The sequence below is a fragment of the Streptomyces sp. NPDC111606 genome (assembly GCF_055656945.1).
The window spans coordinates 529422-546615 of the sequence record NZ_JBVKBY010000005.1; the positions used below are offsets into that span (position 1 = coordinate 529422).

A 17194-nucleotide genomic window follows, 5' to 3' on the forward strand; every position below is an offset into this window, starting at 1 on the left:
CCCCCGGGCTCCGATGCCTCCGCCCGATCCCCTGGGAAGCGCAGATCTGACGCCGTACGAACTCTCCGACGCCGTGTGGCTCGCCATGTGTCTGGCCGGCCGAACCCGCCCACGGGACGGTGCGTCCTCCGCAGCAGAGCGACACCGACGGGTACCGGAGCCTGTGGAGTCGCCGCGCTCCGCCCCCGCACCGGCGCCCACCGGGGAGAGCGGATCAGCGTCGGAGCCGTTACCGCCGCGGTCTGCCCCCGCGCCGGAACCTCCGCCGCCGGCCTCGCAACCCGCCGCACCGAACGCCTACTTCGTCGACGTCCCGTTCCCCCTCCCCCGCCCCCCTGCCAGTGATGCGGTGACCGAGCCATGGACGGCCGTGCCGGGACTGGAGAACAAGCGGCTTCTGGAGCGGGCTCTGCGCTCCCTCTGCCGTACCGTCGCGTCCGCGCACAGCCGGGAACTCGACGAGGAGTCGACCGCCGAGGCCCTCGTGGAGGCCGAGCCCCGGTTGCCGCGCTTCCGTCCGGCCAGGGAACGCTGGCTCGATCTGGTGCTGGTGGTGGATGCCGGGGTGTCGATGGCCGCCTGGCGGCACAGTGTGACCGAGTTCGCGCGGCTGCTGAACGGCCTCGGTGCGTTCCGTACCCTCAGCATCCGGTTGCTCAGCACGAACCAGGAGGCCGACAGGGAGCTCCACCTGCGCGGACCCGGCCCGTCCGCCTCTGCCTTCGGCCTCGCGACCCCCGTGCTGCCACCACGGCGGCGGGCCGTCATGGTGCTCACGGACGGTGCGGGGGCCGCGTGGCGATCCGGGGCCGCACAACGACTGATCACCCGCTGGGGTGAACGTACCCCGGTCGTCGTCGCCCATCTGCTGCCCCACCGGTCCTGGTACCGCACCTGGGTCGCCACCCGTCCCGCCCGCATCCGGGCCACCGGGCCACTGGCCTGCGGCCCTCGATGCACCGCGACAGTGACCGGCCCCGGCACCTCCGGCACGGACGCACCCCTGCAATCGGCCGTACCTGTCATCGAACTGACGCCACGCTGGCTGGCGCGGTGGGCCCGACTGCTGACGGGCGACAGCACCGCTTGGCCCGGTGCCCGGGTGCTGTCCACGGCCACGCACGACTCCGACACGGAGGAAAGCGGTCCCGAGGCGCACGAGAACCTCGCCACCGAACGTCCTCCGACACCGGCCGAACGCGTCCTCGAGTTCCGTGCCAGCGCTTCCCCCACCGCCTTCCGGCTGGCCCAGCATCTAGCGGTCGCACCCTTGGACCTCGCTGTGATGGAGACGGTCCAGTACGTCACCCAACCGGGCTCGCGCCCCGCACACATGGCCGAGGTCCTCACCTCGGGACTGCTCGTCACGGAGGACGGGCCGTCCGCCGATCCCTTCGGAACGACCACGCACCGATACGCCTTCCTGCCGGGCGTGGCCGAGGAGCTCCTCGCCACCAGCGGGCGTGCCGCCACCGCGGAGGTGATGCTGCACGTCGTCACCCGCCTCGCCTCGTCGCTGCCCGAGATGCGGAACCTCGCCGAGGCGCTCACGACACCCTGGGCGGACCGGCCCGTCGTGGTGCCGGAGGAGTCGAGCGGTGACCTCGTCGTTCCTTTCATTCGTACACTGCGCGCCCTCTCGGGGCCGTACCTGCCGTGGGCAGACCGGCTGAGCGCGCGCGTCAAGCAGCGTTTTACGGCACAGGACACCGGTATCACTCCCTTAGAATTCGGGACATCACCCATGCCCGAAGAACCTGTGTCCGATTCATGTTCAAAAACGGTCGCAAAGCATCAGTTACGGACCGTCCCCGAACGCGCGACACCGATGCCCCAAGGGCAGGCAGCGGCGGACAGAGGAGAGCTCAGTTCGATGAACGATGCATATGTACGGCCACTGGGGCCGGTGGAGCGAGCCATCGCCGAACGGCGCAAGGCAGGCAGCCCGCCACCCGTTTGGGGGAATGTCCCGCCTCGGAATGTGAACTTCACCGGACGAGTGCTCGCGCTCCAGGATCTGCATACGCGTCTGACGCAAGGCACCACGGCTATTTTACCCGAGGCACTGCACGGCATGGGCGGCGTCGGCAAATCCCAGATTGCCATTGAATACGCCTATCGTCATAGTTCTGACTATGACATCGTTTGGTGGATACCCGCTGAACAACCAGCCCAAATCCGTGCCGTCTTTGTGGACCTGGCGCAACGGCTGCGATTGCCTACCAGCGCCGAAGCCAACACCGCGGTTCCAGCTGTGCTGGAAGCCCTTCGACTGGGTGAGCCTTATCGAAATTGGCTTCTGGTGTTCGACAACGCTGAAAGCCCGGAAACAGTCACCCCATTCTTCCCACAGGGCGGCACCGGCCGGATTCTCGTCACTTCCCGAAACGGACAATGGGTCAACATGGCACGGACCATCGAGGTGGATGTTTTCGCGCGCGCGGAGAGCATCGAGCTATTGCGGCGCCGCGGACCGGAGCTCACCGACGACAATGCGGATCGACTGTCCCAGGCTCTCGGCGATCTGCCCCTCGCCATCGAGCAGGCCGCAGTCTGGCTGACCGAAACCGGTATGCCGGCCGAGGAATACCTGGAGCTCTTCGAAGGGAAAAGGGAAGAGTTCGTCAGCCGTCGTGCGGAGTTGCTGGAACTCGCACCGCCGATGGACTACCAGTTGCCCGTTGCGGCGGCCTGGAACGTGTCCCTGGACCGTCTGCGGGACACCAATCCCGGCGCACTCCAACTCCTCCAGGTCTGCTCCTATTTCGCGCCGGAGCCGGTCTCCCGCAGCCTTTTCATGGCAGGCCGCAACGCCGCGCTGCCCGGACTGCTCGGCCAGGTACTGAGCGACCCGATCCGCCTCGGCCAGGCACTGCGTGAGGTGAACCGGTACGCACTCGCACGCATCGACCACCGCACCAACAGCATCCAGCTGCACCGCCTCGTCCAGGCGGTGCTCATCGACCAGATGACCCCCGAGGAACGCGAGTCGATGCGCGAGGCGGCCCATCTGCTGCTCGCGGGAGGCGACCCGGGCGAGCCTGGGGTGACCGCGAACTGGCCCCGCTACGCCGAGCTCCTCCCTCACATCCGGGCATCCCGAGCGGTCGAGTGCGACAACCACTGGGTGCGCAACCTCATCGTCAACACCGTCACCTACCTCTTCACCTGGGGCGATCACGACGCCTGTCTGGAACTCGCCCAGGAGTCCCTGCGGACCTGGCGGGCGAACATCGGCCCCGACGACTCCCAGACACTGACGGTGGCCCGCTACTGCGGCCACGTCCTGCGCGCGCTCGGCCGGTACTCCGACGCTTCGCAGCTCGACGAGGACAGCCTCGAACGCCGGCGCAGGACGCTCGGCGACACCCACGAGGACACGCTGCTCGCGGCCCGTGCCGTAGCCGTCGACATGCGCGCGGCCGGGGACTTCGCCTCGTCCGTCAAGCTCAACAAGGAGACCTACGAACAGGCCGTACGCGCCTTCGGCGAGCGTGATCCCATGGCCATCGCGGCGGCCGTGGACTACGGGACGGCGCTGCGCCTGACCGGCGAGTTCACCACCGCCCGTGACCTCGACGCGGTGAGTCTCCAACTCGCCGTCGACGTCCTCGGCGAGGACAGTCTGCTCACGATGATGCTCGTCAGCCACCTGGCGGTGGACCTCCGGGAGTGCGGCGACTATGTGGGCGCCTGCGAGATGCAGGAGAACAACTCGATCCGGTTCGAGCGTCTCGCCGGCAGCGAGACTCCCATCACCCTGATCGCACTGCGCCATCTCGGCGAGGCACGCCGCAAGGCGGGAGATCACGACGGCGGACTCACGGCCTGCCTGGAGGCGTGGGAGCGGAACCGGCGCCGCTACGGTGACAACCACCTCAACACCCAGTGCGCGGCGTCGAGTCTGGTCATCGCCCAGCGCCAGGCCGATCGTCTGGACGAGTCCGTGGAGCTGGGAAGGAAGACACTGGACCAGTTCAAGCGGAGCCTCGGAGAGAGTCACCCCTTCACCTTCGGAGTCATGACGAACCTGGCGATCTCCCTACGCCGCGAGGAACAGACCGAGCAGGCCGCGGCCCTGAACAGCCAGGCCCACGACGGACTGATCTCCACCGTGGGACCGAACCATCCGTACACCTTCTCCGCGGCCATCAACCTGGCCAGCGACCTGTTCACGTCGGGAGACCCGCAGGCTGCGGCCGAGATGGACGAGGAGACCCTGCGGCGCACCACTCAGGAACTCGGCGACCTTCACCCGACCACACTGGCCTGTGCGCTCAATCTGTCGGCCGATCTCCGTGTCCTGGGCAAGACGAAGAGAGCGGAGACCCTGTACGCGGCAACGCTGAGCTCCTTCCGACAGGTGCTCGGCCAGGGGCATTCGGCGACGACGGCCGCCACCAGAGGGGACCGTGCCGACTGCGATGCCGAGGTGTACCAGATCTGAAGGCCCGTGCTAGGAACGGTGAGGCGGTGGTGCGGCCACCGCCTCCGCCGTTAGCCGAAGCCCGATCCACTCGGCCAGGTCGAGCGGGTCGACCGGAGTGGCGTCCTCGGCCAGACGCAGATAGACGGCCCGCACCAGCTCCGGTCGGCCCAGCAACGCCGCTGCGGCGGCGGGGTCCCCACGGCCCTTGGCCGCCAGGCCGAGGCCTGTCCACGGACTCGCTGCCTCGGGCCGGGCCGTGATCTGCTGCCGATAACCTCGCAGCGCCGCGCCGAAGTCACCGTCCAGCAGGGCGATGTCGGCGGAGGTAGCTCCCAGCGACTCCGGATGCCTGTGCAGCCATTCGTACCTCTTCCGGTCCTCCCAGCGCGCGCTCACCAGCTCGGACCGCACAGCTCGCTCGCGAGGCAGCACATCGGCCCGCACCACGGGGTTCTTCACCGCAGGACATGCCGTAGCCGGGCCTTGCTTCCAGTGCTCGGCCAGCAGCCCTGCATCGGACTCCGACGGCTGGCCGTTTCGCAGCCGCCACATGCCGAGGTGGTCCTCGGCGACCATGGCGGCGTCGGCCTCCACGTGCGGGGGCAGGGGCTCCTCGCACCAGCGGGCCAGGGCCTCCCGCATGTTCGTCACGAACCATCCACCCAGCTCGGTCAACTCCCCTGACACCGGCAGATCATAGAGAACAGCGAGAGTGCTGCGCCGCCATCGCGCATAGGCGAATCGAGCTCGAGAGGCTTCCTGCCCCGATGCCGTCGGGTGATATCGGCGCCAGAAGGCGACGATGCCCAGGTGAGCGTACACACCTTGCAGAACTCCCGCGATCGGGCGGGGATCGAGACGCCAAGGGGCGTAGTGGAGAGAGCCGTTCACTTCCCGCGTCAGGGTGATCATGTCGAGGAGGGCGCCCAGTTTGATGTGCTGGAACTCGTGGATCAGGCTGACGGCCAAAGAGGTGGCGTCCATGGGCAGTTGCATCATCGCGCTGCCGAAGGACTCGGGTGAGGTGGCGCTGTAGGGTTCCCCGGCCGTGACGCGCTCCAGTGGGACGAGGGCACACATCATGTCGGCGATGCTGTCGGCGGTGTCCGGCTGGGTGCGGACCAGAACGTCCCACGCCTGTTCCGTCAGGGTCTGCCATCGATTCCGGCTCTGCGCGTTCACGAGGGCGGCTTCCCGTCCCGCCACGAAGGGGGCGTACGGATCGATGTCGTCCAGAGCGAGCCGGAAACTGTGCCTGCCCCGCGTGGCCCGGAGCTGCGGGAGCGGGCGCCAGTTGGCCAAGGGGGACTCAGGGAAGTCCGGGGAGTCCGGCAGCAGCACGCACGCACCTGTCGGGGAGACGACGGCCACGCTTCCGGCTCCTCGGCCGGCCCAGCGCACGGTCGCCACGCGGGGTCGTGCGTTGTCGGCGTCGGCCCGGGGCAGCAGGACCGTCCCCATGGACGGGAAGTGCAGCGTGCCACCGTCCGGTACCGGCACCCGGGCGTGAAACTCGACGCCGGCGCGCATCGCAGCGGCGGCTGCCAGCGTGTGGAAGTACCCGACTTCCGTCCACAGGGGAACGCTGCTGGACTTGACGCCCCGCAGGCGCCGCAGGACGTGCGCGGCCCAAATGCCTGTGGACGGATGCATCAGTATCTCGTCAAAGGCATTCGGGTTCTCGTACTGCGCCCTGCTGAGTAAATTCCAGGCGGAACGCACCGAGGGCAAAGGCCCCATCGCGGCAGGATCGGCCACCACGGCCTCGAGCACCATGCGGATCAGGACGAGACGCTTGCTCTTCTGCCCATAACGGAGCAGTCCGCAGGTTTCTCTGTCACCATCCCCCGTGGACAGTTGGGCCACTGCTGTGACCGGAATGCGGTGCAGATCGCCGGTGCCTCCTGCGCTCCCTATGGAAGAGAGAGCGGAGGGTAACCGCGGCCGGCTCTTCTCCTTCAACTATGGGCCTCCAGTCGGAGCAGCGAAACCGATCTCTCGCTGAAGAGCCGACAGAGCCGCTCAGCAGCTTGTGGCATTCGCCGACGCCGTCAACGGCACCGGCAGATCCACTTGAAGAAGGATGCGCCGCACAGCACGATCGAGGTCGCCCGAAGGGCACAGCATCAGTTCGTCCAGCGACAGATCAGCCACGTTCACCAGTTCTGTCGCGATGTCGTGCCCTGCGCGATCCATCCGACCAAACTCCCTGTGTGGTGGGGCCGTTCACGGGCCCGTCCCACCATGATGCCCGCATACAGACAACGAGGGAAGGGTCCCCTGACCTCGGGCCATGGTCACGAGTCACCAGTGCTGCGGCTCCACTCCAGTGACACCACGAAGGTGGCCTCCGTGGCCCCACGGGCGACGATCACTCCTGCCCGGAACCTCGATCACATAGGACCCAACGCCTCTCCCCTTTCAGCCCGTTGATCGGCCCGAACCAGCAGCAGGACAGGGTGCGCCGCATCACCCGCCCCCGCATAATGCTCGGGTGACCTCCACCTCCCCCCACCCCAACTCCAGCGCCTCGCAACGCCTTCCGATCGTCATCGTCGGCGCCGGCCCGGCCGGCCTCACCCTCGGGAACATCCTGCGGGCGGCGTCCGTCGACTGTCTCGTCCTGGAGATCGAGACACGCGAGTTCATCGAGCAGCGGCCGCGGGCCGGCGTGATCGAGGAGTGGGTCGTACGCGGACTCGAGCAACGAGGCCTCGCGGACACCCTGCTGGAGCGGGCGCAGCGGCACACCGAGTGTGAGTTCCGGTTCGCCGGGGAGCGCTACCGGTTCGAGTACGCACGGCTGACGGGTGCTCATCACTGGGTCTATCCCCAGCAGTTCCTGGTGACGGACCTGGTGCGCGAGTACGCGGACGTGCGCGGCGGCGCCATACGCTTCGGCGTGCGGGACGTACAGCTGCACGACCTCGACACCGACCGCCCCTCGGTCTCGTACACCTGCCCGGAGACGGGGCAACGGGAGGTCGTGCACTGCGACTTCGTGGCCGGTTGTGACGGGGCGCGCGGCGTGACGCGGGCCGCGCTGCCCGACGACCGGGCCCACATCTCCCGCAGCGACTACGGCATCGGCTGGCTGGCGCTGCTCGCCGAGGCGCCGCCGTCCTCCGACTGCGTTCTGTTCGGCATGCATCCCAGCGGGTTCGCCGGGCACATGCCGCGCAGCGCCGAGGTGACCCGCTACTACCTCGAGTGCCCGCCCGGCGACGACCCGGAGAACTGGTCGCACGACCGGGTCTGGACGGAGCTGCAGCAACGGCTCGGGGCGAACGGCGTGCCGCCGCTGACGGAGGGGCGTCTCCTCGAGAAACGTGTCCTCGACATGCACAACTACGTGGTCGAGCCGATGGTGTTCGGCCGCCTCTTCCTGGCCGGCGATGCCGCCCACCTCACCGCCCCCATCGCCGCCAAGGGCATGAACCTCGCCCTGCACGACGCCTTCCTGCTCGGCGACGGGCTCGTCGCCCACCTGACGAAGGGCGACAGCACCGGCCTGGACGGCTACTCGCAGGCCTGCCTGAACCGGGTGTGGGACTACCAGGAGTTCTCCCACTGGCTCTCCGAGGTCTACCACGGCACGTCCTCGGGCGACCCGTACCGCGCGGGCACCACCCTCGCCCGCCTCCGCCGCATCTTCGGCTCCCCGACCGCGGCAATGGCGTTCGCTGAGCAGTACCTGGGCAGGCACACGGACGCCTGACCTACGCCACGCCGGGGCCCAGGTCGCCTTCGAGGACGGTCCGGGTGATCGGGGGGCGGTCCCACAGGGCGAGGATCTCGTTGGCGAGGTCCGCGATCGGGAGCGGGTGCGGGGCCCCCTCCACCTGGATGGCGGCGGCCGACAGGCTGCGCGGAACGGCCCCGGCGGCGAGCAGGACGCGCCACTCCTGCGGGCCGAGCGCCAGGAACTCCAGCCCGGTCAGCTTGGCGATCTCCTGCGGATCGGCGAGTGTGCCGGGGTATGCGGTGAGGGTGCGCAGGCGGGGCAGGCCGATGAGGGGCGCGAGGCTGAACGGCTCACCGTCCCACACGCCGATGCTCAGCGCTTCCAGCTCGGGGTGGGCGGCGGCCTGGATGCCGGTCAGGCTGCTGCTGTTGACCCACACCACGGCCGGCGGCCGGTCCCCGCGAGAGTCGCCGCCCGCTTCCCCGCTCTCCCCGTTCAGCACCAGATCCGTCAGCGAGTCGGCGAGCAGTTCGGCGCCGATGTTCCACTCGTGGCCGAGCATGACGATCTGCCCGAGGTGCCCGCGCGGACCGGGTGTCAGGTCGACCGCGATACGGTCGCCGCCGCCATTGCCGCCGAAGACGATCCAGCCGGGTGAGCCGACCAGTTGCTGCACCGCGGCGTCGGGCGGGGTGACGACCGCCTCCATCGCCGCGAACTCCCAGCGGCACGGGCGGGAGGAGGCGTCGGCGACGAACAGGTCCTCCAGCGCGAGGAGTTCACAGCCGACCGCGTCGTAGACGGCTTCCGCCGTCTCGTAGTCGCCCCAGTCCGCCCACCGCGCCCGCGTCACCCGGTAGAGCGCCTTGAGTTCGCGGGGCAGCGTGACGCCGAGACGTGCTTCCGCGGCGGCGATCTCCGCCTCGGTGGCGCCGATGGCGTCGGGGAGACGCTCGCGCAGGGTTCGTTCCAGCTGCGCCGGGTCCGCCGACGGCGCCGGCACCGCGCCGGACATCGCATCGGGCAGGCGGCGCCACGGCTCGGCCACGGCGTCCTCGACCAGGAGGAGCGAGCCCGGGTACGGGCCGGCGATACCGGGATCCGCGGCGGGACCACAACTGATCAGATGGAGCACGGTCCGACCCGCCGGCGAGATCTCGGCCACGAAGGCGATGTCGTCGGTGCCGGCCTCCAGGAGAGCGTTGCGCACGAGCTCGACCGCGTCCCACTCGTCCTGCATGTCCTCGACCTGGGCGGCTCGTCCCGGCTCCGGTGACCGGCGCCGCACGGGCACGCTCCACCCGTACACGCCGATCTGGCCGGTCACATAGCCGCCCGGAGCGGCCAAGCGCTCCTCGTTGCTCGCCCGCAGGACCCGCAGGATGGGTTCCCAGGTCGCGAAGTCATGTATCGAGGGCAAGGGTGGCCTCCGGTCGTTCCGTCGGTCGTGACGGAGCCGATTATCGCCGGGATCGGCCGGTCATCCGCCGGGCTGGGCGACCGGCTTCAGTCGTGCAGCGGCCGGTCGCTGAGCCGATGGTCCGCCACGTTCAGCGCCTCGTCGACGAGGCGGCGCAGATGGCCGTCGCGGAGCGAGTAGATCACCCGCCTGCCCTCCTTGCGCGTGTTCACCAGACCGGCGAGACGCAGCCGTGCCAGATGCTGGCTGACGGCGGGACGGGCCGCGCCGCAGGCCTCGGTGAGGGTCGTGACATCGGCCTCGCCGGCCGTCAGGGCGTGCAGCAGCGTGAGGCGGGTCCGGTCGCCCAGCAGGGAAAGGAGTTCGGCGGCGAGCGCGAACTGTTCCTCGCCCGGGGTGCGCGGGTGCGCATCGTGCGCAGTTGATAGGTGCATGCGTGCGCTCATACGCACATAATGGCCTCGTGGACGGCCCGCGTCCACACCCGCGCAAAGGACCTCCATACTCACGCGGCGGAAGGGGAACTCCGTGGGCGACCGGCACGAGCACGAGCACGGGCACCACCATGGGCACGGTCACGGCCGGGGCCCAGCGAGCGAGCACGACCACGCGCACGACCGTCCCCACCCGCACGACCACTCCCCCACCGGCCTCCGCCAACGCCTCGCCCACCTCCTCACTCCGCACTCCCACGAGACGGCCGACAAGCTCGACTCCGCCCTGGAGTCCTCGGCGCGTGGCATGCGCGCCCTGTGGGTCTCGTTGGCGGTGCTCGGTCTGACGGCACTCGCCCAGGCGGTCGTGGTGGTCGCGTCCGGGTCGGTGGCGCTGCTCGGCGACACGGTGCACAACACCGCGGACGCGCTGACCGCCGTACCGTTGGGCATCGCGTTCGTCCTGGGCCGGCGCGCGGCCACTCGCCGCTTCACCTACGGCTACGGACGGGCCGAGGATCTCGCGGGCATCGCCATCGTGCTGACGATCGCCGCGTCCGCGGCCTTCGCGGCGTGGACGGCCTTCGACCGCCTCCTCGACCCGCGCCCCATGCAGCAGATCCCTGCCGTGGCCGTGGCGGCGCTCGTCGGGTTCGCGGGCAACGAGTGGGTCGCCCGCTACCGGATCCGGGTCGGCCGGGCGATCGGCTCGGCCGCGCTGGTGGCGGACGGCCTGCACGCACGTACGGACGGATTCACCTCACTGGCCGTCCTGTTGAGCGCGGGCGGCGCGGCGCTCGGGTGGCAACTCGCGGACCCGATCGTGGGATTGGCGATCACGGCCGCGATCACTCTGGTGCTGCGGGACGCGGCGCGCGAGGTGTTCCGTCGGGTCATGGACGCCGTGGACCCGGCTCTGGTGGACCGGGCCGAGCGGGCGCTGCGGGAGGTCGAGGGCGTGTGCGGGGTAGGCGAGTTGCGGTTGCGCTGGATCGGGCACCGGCTGCGCGCCGAGGTGGCGGTCGTGGTGGACGGCGAGGCGACGGTACGGCAGGCGCACGCCATCGCCGTCGACGCCGAACACGCGCTGCTGCACGCCGTACCCCGGCTCACGGCGGCCCTGGTCCACGCCGACCCGGCACCGGTGCCGGGCGAGGCGGATCCGCACCACGCCCTCGCCCACCACACCGCGGCCTGAACCCGCGTACTCAGGCGACGCCGAGCCCCTCCAGCACGACCGCCCCCGGCAGCTCGGCGAACGCCTTCCCCGGCACCAGCAGCTTGCCGCGCCGCCGGCCGCTGCCGACCAGGACGTACGGCAGGTCGAGCACGGCCGAGTCCACCAGCACCGGCCAGCCGTCGGGCAGCCCGATCGGGGTGATGCCGCCGTACTCCATGCCGGTCTCTCCGGTCGCCGTGTCCATCGAGGCGAACGACGCCTTGCGGGCGCCCAGTTGACGGCGCACCACGCCGTTGACGTCGACCCGGGTGGTGGACAGCACGACGCACGCGGCCAGTGTCGTCCCGCCGCCGCGCTTGCCCGCGACGACGACGCAGTTCGCGGACTGCTCGAGGAGCTCCTGTCCGTAGTGCTCCACGAACACGGCGGTGTCGGCCCACTGCGGATCGGTCTCGACGTAGATGATCTGTTCGGCGGGGACGCTGCCGTGCCACTGGCGCACGGCATCGGCGACCGGTCGAATCAGCTCGTCGAGGCAGTCCGGGGCGGGGGCGGCGGTGTCGAAGTGTCCGATGGGTGCGTCCATGAGCGCACGCTAACAGGACCGCGGAGGCTTCCGGCCTGGCGTCTCAGTGCACCAGCGGGACCGATCAGTGCACCAGGGGGACCGAGACCGTCAGCGTCATCTGCATCGGTACGTCGCCCTGATTGGCGTAGCCGTGCGGGGCGTTGGCGTCGAAGGTGACACTGGAGCCGGCCGTGACGCGGTACTCCACCCCCTCGACGGTCAGGGTCAGTTCGCCCGTCGTGACATGGGCGATCTCGACCGTGCCGGCGGGATGCGGGTCCGATCCGCTGTTCTCGCCCGGCATCAGCTTCCAGTCCCACATCTCCAGCGGACCGGGCGCCTCCGTGCCGGCGAGGAGCCTGCTGTAGCTGCCCGCTTCCGTGTGCCACAGCCGGACCACCTGCTCGGGCGGGACGATGCGCACCTTCGGGCCCTGCTCGTAGTCGAGGAGGGTCGTGATGCTGACCCCGAGCGCGTCGCCGATCTTGGCCACGGTGCCGAGGCTCGGGTTCGTGCGGGCCTGTTCGATCTGGATGAGCATGCCTCGGCTGACCCCCGCACGCGCGGCGAGGGTGTCCAGGGTGAAGCCACGCTCGGTGCGCCAGCGCTTGACGTTGCGCGCCAGGGACTGGGTCAGCAGGTCGAGGTCCGACACATTCCGTCCAACGTTACGGAGTCAAATATTCTGGATGACAGGGTTTACCCGACTGTACTACGGTGGGCTGCACCCCATCGTGCACCGAACTGTACTGCGAGGCACTCGTGACAGCACTCTTCGCCCTGGCCACCAGCCTGCTGTGGGGGCTGGCGGACTTCGGCGGCGGACTGCTGACGCGACGTACCCCGGCCCTGACGGTGGTCGTCATCTCGCAGGGGATCGCTGCGACCGTGCTCGGCGTGATCGTGGTCGCCACCGGCGCCTGGAGCGAGGCCGGTGATCAGCTCTGGTTCGCGGTCGCCGCCGGAGTGGTGGGCCCGGTCGCCCTGCTCTGCTTCTACAAGGCGCTCGCGCTGGGCCCGATGGGCGTGGTCTCCCCGCTCGGCACCGTCGGCGTGGCCGTTCCGGTCGGGGTCGGCCTCTTCCTCGGCGAGCGGCCGGGACTGATGCAGATCGCGGGGATCGCCGTCGCCGTGCTCGGTGTGGTGCTCGCGGGCGGACCGCAACTGCGGGGCGCACCCGTGCAGCGGCAGGCCATCCTGCTCACGCTGGTCGCGGCTTTCGGCTTCGGCGCGGTGTTCGCGCTGATCGCGGAGGCGTCGACCACCATCACGGGCCTGTTCCTCGCCCTCTTCGTCCAGCGCGTGGTCAACGTGGTGGCGGGCGGCCTCGCCCTGTACGCCTCCGTGCGGCGGGGCGCCGCCGCGCTCCCGGACGGCACCTTCCCCTGGCGGGCCCTGCCGGCGCTCGCCTTCGTCGGCCTCGCCGATGTGGCGGCGAACGGCACCTATGTCGTCGCCGCCCACCACGGCCCGGTCACCGTGGCCGCCGTGCTCGCCTCGCTCTACCCGGTGGTGACGGCGTTGGCCGCGCGCGGCTTCCTCAGGGAGCGGTTGCGAGGAGTGCAGGCGGCGGGTGCCGGACTCGCGCTGGTGGGCACGCTGCTGCTGGCGACCGGCTGACTCAGGACTCCGCATCCAGATCGGCGAGTTCGGCAACCGTCGGCTCGGCCGACTTCGCAGCCGCCCTCTCGTCCGGCCCGTCCCGCTGCGCCGCCGCCTTCTCGTCGAGCTCCGCCAGCTTCGCCACCGTCTCGTCGTCCAGCTCGGCCAGCGCCTGCAACTGATCCGGGGTGATCCCGTCGGGTATCGGCACGGGCGCCGGGGTCCGAAGCGGCGGCTGCCAGCCGTCGTCGGGTGTCCAGCGCCGTACGACCCGGGCGGGCGCCCCCGCGACGACGGCGTGGTCGGGCACCACACCCCGGACCACCGCGCCGGCCGCGACCACGACGTTCCGCCCGATCCGCGCCCCCGGAAGGATCACGGCCCCGGTACCGATCCAGCACCCCGGGCCGATCTCGACCGGCTCCATCCGCGGCCACTGTTTGCCGATGGGCTCGTGCGGATCGTCGTACGAGTGGTTCGTGGACGTGACGTACACGTACGGCCCGAAGTAGCAGTCGCTGCCGATGGTGACCGTCGTGTCAGCGATGACATGGCTGCCGCGGCCCAGCACGACGCCGTCCCCGATCCGCAGGATCGGCTCCGGGCCGAGATCGAGGTCGGGCATCAGACCGGCCGTCAGCGTCACCTGCTCGCCGACGATGCAGTGGGAGCCGAGGTGGATCCAGGGTTCGCCGAAGACCGTGCCGAGCGGGAAGGCCAGCCGGGTGGCCTCGCCGATCGAACCGAAGTGGAAGCGGCCGGGGTTCTCGGACGTCACCGAACCCGTGCGCTGCACCCAGGCCCAGCCCGCGTGGACGGCGCGCTGGGTGAGGCTGCGCCGCCAGGACGAGAACGTGTTCTTGCGCTTGGGCACCCGCTTACCGTACTGAGCGTGCCGGGCCCTTATGAGGTCGAGGGCCTGTGATCTTCGCCCTACCGGGTGGCGTACCGTGCGCAGTGTCTACGACGTTTGCGGTGAGGAGAGGGCGATGACGCAGAAGGCGCTGGTCATGGGCATCGGGGGCCGGGAACCGAAGATCGACGAGGCTGCATTCGTGGCGCCGACCTCGTCGGTGATCGGGGACGTGACGCTGGAGGCCGGGGCCAGCGTCTGGTACGGCGCCGTCGTGCGGGGTGACGTGGAGCGGATCTCGGTCGGGGCCGAGTCCAATGTTCAGGACAACTGCACGTTGCATGCCGACCCCGGGTTCCCGGTGACCATCGGGGAGAGGGTGTCGGTCGGGCACAACGCCGTGGTGCATGGCGCGACCGTCGAGGACGACTGTCTGATCGGGATGGGGGCGACCGTCCTGAACGGTGCCGTGATCGGGGCGGGGTCCTTGGTCGCCGCGCAGGCTCTGGTCCCACAGGGGATGCAGGTGCCGCCCGGGTCCCTGGTCGCGGGGGTTCCGGCGAAGGTGAAGCGGGAGCTGACGGAGGAAGAGCGTCAGGGCGTCACGCTCAACGGAACCATGTATGCGGAGTTGGCGAAGGCTCACCGGGAAGAGCACGGGGCGTAGGGACGTACGCGATCTGCGGGTTCGTGTGGCCTGCTCGCGCGGTTCCCCGCGCCCCTGCAGGGGCGCTTCAGTCGCCGGCGGCCATGGGTTCCGGCTCTCGGTGGGCCGGCTGGGCCTTCTTGGCCTTGCGCTTGATGATCAGCATCGACGTCACGCCGATCAGGACCGCCGCCACCAGGCCCAGCCACGAGAAGCGCTTCAGCCAGGACTCGGCGACCACTCCGACGTAGTAGATGACCGCGGTCGTGCCGCCCGCCCAGAGGATGCCGCCGAAGACGTTGGCGATCAGGAACTTCCAGTACGGCATCCGCAGGACGCCCGCGAGGGGGCCGGCGAAGATGCGCAGAAGGGCGACGAAGCGGCCGAAGAAGACGGCCCACATGCCCCACTTCTGGAAGGAGCGCTCGGCGGTGGCGATATGGCCCTCGCTGAAGTGCTTGGGGAATTTCGCCCCCAGCCACGCCAGCAGCGGGCGACCGCCCCTGCGGCCGATCGCGTAGCCGATGGAGTCACCGATGATCGCGCCCGCGGTCGCGCAGGCGCCCAGCACGAAGGGGTCGATCTCACCGTGCTGTGAGGCGAGCAGCGCCGAGGAGACCAGGATGATCTCGCCGGGCAGCGGGATGCCCAGGCTCTCCAGACCGATGACCACGCCGACCAGCAGATAGATGGCGAGCGGGGGCACCGTTTCGAGCCATTCCTGGACGTGCAACGCCGCTTCCTCCCATGTCGTGCACCCTGCGTTCCCGGCGCACGCTCGGTCGTGAGCGTGCGCCGGGGCAGCCTACCCGCTCTGAGTGACGCTCTCGGCGTCCCACAGGTTGCACTGGTGCTCACGGTGCACAGTGGTGCTCGGCGCGTTCCCGCCGGCGGACGAGGTGCGCAGGGACAGCACCGTCCCGGGCCGGGCCGGCATCGCGGGCTGTCCTGTGGCGCGCGGCACTCCGTCGCGGACGAAGGAGCCCCAGTACTGGATCATCTGCCGCGCCAGTGTCCGCTGCTCGGCGTTCAGCGGTGACAGCAGGCCGAAGTGTTTGAAGAGGTACTGCACCTCGTTGACGTGGGTCGCGCCGAAGTCGAAGTCCGTGCCGAGGTTGCGCAGGGAGGCGAAGGGCGGGGAGGTGCGGTCGGCGAACTCGTACGCGTAGACCTTGCCGCGTCCGGCGAGGGTGCCGTCGAGGCGGAGTGCCGGGCAGGCGAACAGCTGGTCGCCCTGGGCGGTGGCGTACGCGAGGGTCGGCGAGGGGTGGGCGGACAGCGGGTAGCGCGCGAGGGCCTCCTCGCCGTAGTCCTCCCGCATGACGGCCGGGTACCGCTCGGCGGTGAGCGGGGTTCCGCTCAGGTCGAACCGGGCGAAGGCGAACAGCCGGCCCTCGTCCTGGTTGGCCCCGTTCATGACCGGCACACCTGCGGAGGCTCCGCGCGCGAACGCCTCCTCGGGCTGCCTCGGCAGGAAGTCGCCGCCGACCACCGGTGCCCAGTCGAACGCGCTCTGAGCGGCCAGGACCTCGGCAGCCGGCTTGGCGCGCAGACAGGCCAGGTCGGCACAGCCGAGCTGCTGCGCGAAGGCGGCACCCTGCGCCACGGCCGTACCGTGCGGACGGGCACCGCAGTCGCCGTACGCCCCGCTCTGGATGATCCCGGCCCGGAACAGCCCCTTCGCCGTCGGCGAGGCGAGCTGGGTGCAGACCGAGCGGCCGCCCGCCGACTCGCCCGCGATGGTCACGCGGGCCGGATCGCCGCCGAAGCGGCCGATGTTGGCGTGCACCCAGCGCAGAGCGGCCTGCTGGTCGAGCATGCCGAAGTTGCCGGAGACGCCGTCGCGCGCCTCGCCGTCGAGCCCGGTCGTGGCGAGGAAGCCCATCGCCCCGAGGCGGTAGTTCACGGTCACGACGACGGTGCCGGTCCGGCGGGCGAAGGTGTCGGGGACGACGTCCCGACCGGCCCCGGCGGTGAGCCCTCCGCCGTGGAACCAGACCAGGACGGCGCGACGGGCGGCGCCGTCGGGGACGTACACATTGAGGTCGAGACAGTCCTCGGTATGGCTGGGCTGCTCATAGCCCGGGTCCCAACTCGCGCTTTGCACACACGTGTTGCCGAAGTCCCGTGCCGTACGCACTCCTTGCCAGGGCCGGACGGGACGCGGCTCCCGCCAGCGGAGCTTCCCGACGGGCGGCTCGGCGTACGGGATGCCGAGGAACTGTCTTCCCTCGGCGGTGTTCTCGCCCCGCACCCGGCCCGCGTCCGTGCGGACGGCAGGCGGGTCGGCGGCGGCTTGCGCGGGCGCGGGCGTAACGAGCGCGGCCGCCAGGGCCATCAGCGCGACGGACATACGACGTAACACCGGTCCACCTCC

At 70.2% G+C, this 17194-nt stretch carries 14 protein-coding genes; 5 read left to right on the forward strand and 9 right to left on the reverse strand.

Translation table 11 applies throughout. The features are described from left to right. The first annotated feature begins 13 nt into the window (after window positions 1–13). Window positions 14–4447, forward strand: a complete 4434-nt coding sequence (fxsT, locus tag ACZ7M7_RS21120; protein ID WP_472119287.1) for an FxSxx-COOH system tetratricopeptide repeat protein — start codon at window positions 14–16, stop codon at window positions 4445–4447. Between the two features lie 9 nt (window positions 4448–4456). Here the strand turns inward: fxsT and ACZ7M7_RS21125 are convergent, their stop codons facing one another. Next, the gene (locus tag ACZ7M7_RS21125; protein WP_472119069.1) at window positions 4457–6205 is read right to left on the reverse strand and encodes an HEXXH motif domain-containing protein; all 1749 of its coding nucleotides are present in this window, start codon (window positions 6203–6205) and stop codon (window positions 4457–4459) included. A gap of 246 nt (window positions 6206–6451) precedes the next feature. Beyond that, the gene (locus tag ACZ7M7_RS21130) at window positions 6452–6625 is read right to left on the reverse strand and encodes a hypothetical protein (RefSeq protein ID WP_383599479.1); all 174 of its coding nucleotides are present in this window, start codon (window positions 6623–6625) and stop codon (window positions 6452–6454) included. Between the two features lie 298 nt (window positions 6626–6923). Between ACZ7M7_RS21130 and ACZ7M7_RS21135 the strand changes: the two genes are divergently transcribed. Continuing rightward, window positions 6924–8147 (forward strand): 4-hydroxybenzoate 3-monooxygenase, encoded by a 1224-nt coding sequence (locus ACZ7M7_RS21135; RefSeq protein ID WP_472119072.1) that lies wholly within the window; start codon window positions 6924–6926, stop codon window positions 8145–8147. A 1-nt stretch (window position 8148) separates the two neighbouring features. Here the strand turns inward: ACZ7M7_RS21135 and ACZ7M7_RS21140 are convergent, their stop codons facing one another. Both ACZ7M7_RS21140 and ACZ7M7_RS21145 read right to left on the reverse strand, forming a co-directional pair. Then, window positions 8149–9534: an SMI1/KNR4 family protein gene (locus tag ACZ7M7_RS21140; protein WP_472119074.1), complete on the reverse strand. Its 1386-nt coding sequence runs from the start codon at window positions 9532–9534 to the stop codon at window positions 8149–8151. Between the two features lie 86 nt (window positions 9535–9620). Then, window positions 9621–9980 carry an ArsR/SmtB family transcription factor gene (locus ACZ7M7_RS21145; RefSeq protein WP_472119077.1) on the reverse strand — a complete coding sequence of 120 codons (360 nt, stop codon included), beginning with the start codon at window positions 9978–9980 and terminating at the stop codon, window positions 9621–9623. A gap of 82 nt (window positions 9981–10062) precedes the next feature. Here ACZ7M7_RS21145 and ACZ7M7_RS21150 point away from each other — a divergent pair, with 82 nt between their 5' ends. Next, entirely contained in the window at window positions 10063–11166 is a 1104-nt protein-coding gene (locus tag ACZ7M7_RS21150) for a cation diffusion facilitator family transporter (protein WP_472119080.1), read from the forward strand. Window positions 11167–11176: 10 nt separating this feature from the next. On the opposite strand, the gene ACZ7M7_RS21155 is transcribed toward ACZ7M7_RS21150, so the two are convergent. Together ACZ7M7_RS21155 and ACZ7M7_RS21160 are read right to left on the reverse strand one after the other, a co-directional pair. Next, a complete protein-coding gene (locus ACZ7M7_RS21155) occupies window positions 11177–11734 on the reverse strand; it encodes a YbaK/EbsC family protein (protein ID WP_427842106.1) in 558 nt (185 codons plus the stop codon). Between the two features lie 64 nt (window positions 11735–11798). Beyond that, window positions 11799–12371, reverse strand: a complete 573-nt coding sequence (locus ACZ7M7_RS21160) for a helix-turn-helix domain-containing protein (protein WP_383599496.1) — start codon at window positions 12369–12371, stop codon at window positions 11799–11801. A 107-nt stretch (window positions 12372–12478) separates the two neighbouring features. Here ACZ7M7_RS21160 and ACZ7M7_RS21165 point away from each other — a divergent pair, with 107 nt between their 5' ends. After that, a complete protein-coding gene (locus ACZ7M7_RS21165) occupies window positions 12479–13336 on the forward strand; it encodes an EamA family transporter (RefSeq protein ID WP_383599498.1) in 858 nt (285 codons plus the stop codon). A gap of 1 nt (window position 13337) precedes the next feature. Here the strand turns inward: ACZ7M7_RS21165 and ACZ7M7_RS21170 are convergent, their stop codons facing one another. After that, a complete protein-coding gene (locus ACZ7M7_RS21170) occupies window positions 13338–14192 on the reverse strand; it encodes an acyltransferase (RefSeq protein WP_383599501.1) in 855 nt (284 codons plus the stop codon). Between the two features lie 115 nt (window positions 14193–14307). Here ACZ7M7_RS21170 and ACZ7M7_RS21175 point away from each other — a divergent pair, with 115 nt between their 5' ends. After that, on the forward strand, window positions 14308–14838 hold the full coding sequence (locus ACZ7M7_RS21175) for a gamma carbonic anhydrase family protein (protein ID WP_369269695.1): 531 nt from the start codon (window positions 14308–14310) through the stop codon (window positions 14836–14838). Between the two features lie 67 nt (window positions 14839–14905). Here ACZ7M7_RS21175 and ACZ7M7_RS21180 read toward each other — a convergent pair whose 3' ends face one another. Both ACZ7M7_RS21180 and ACZ7M7_RS21185 read right to left on the reverse strand, forming a co-directional pair. Next, entirely contained in the window at window positions 14906–15550 is a 645-nt protein-coding gene (locus ACZ7M7_RS21180; protein ID WP_472119085.1) for a DedA family protein, read from the reverse strand. Between the two features lie 72 nt (window positions 15551–15622). Next, a complete protein-coding gene (locus ACZ7M7_RS21185; RefSeq protein WP_472119088.1) occupies window positions 15623–17182 on the reverse strand; it encodes a carboxylesterase/lipase family protein in 1560 nt (519 codons plus the stop codon). Window positions 17183–17194 lie beyond the last annotated feature (12 nt).

Excerpts from the sequence above, each read along its gene's own strand:
- fxsT (WP_472119287.1), top strand. The coding sequence starts at position 14 with ATGCCTCCGCCCGATCCCCTGGGAAGCGCAGATCTGACGCCGTACGAA.
- ACZ7M7_RS21125 (WP_472119069.1), bottom strand. The coding sequence starts at position 6,205 with ATGGTGCTCGAGGCCGTGGTGGCCGATCCTGCCGCGATGGGGCCTTTG.
- ACZ7M7_RS21130 (WP_383599479.1), bottom strand. The coding sequence starts at position 6,625 with ATGGATCGCGCAGGGCACGACATCGCGACAGAACTGGTGAACGTGGCT.
- ACZ7M7_RS21145 (WP_472119077.1), bottom strand. The coding sequence starts at position 9,980 with ATGAGCGCACGCATGCACCTATCAACTGCGCACGATGCGCACCCGCGC.
- ACZ7M7_RS21155 (WP_427842106.1), bottom strand. The coding sequence starts at position 11,734 with ATGGACGCACCCATCGGACACTTCGACACCGCCGCCCCCGCCCCGGAC.
- ACZ7M7_RS21175 (WP_369269695.1), top strand. The coding sequence starts at position 14,308 with ATGACGCAGAAGGCGCTGGTCATGGGCATCGGGGGCCGGGAACCGAAG.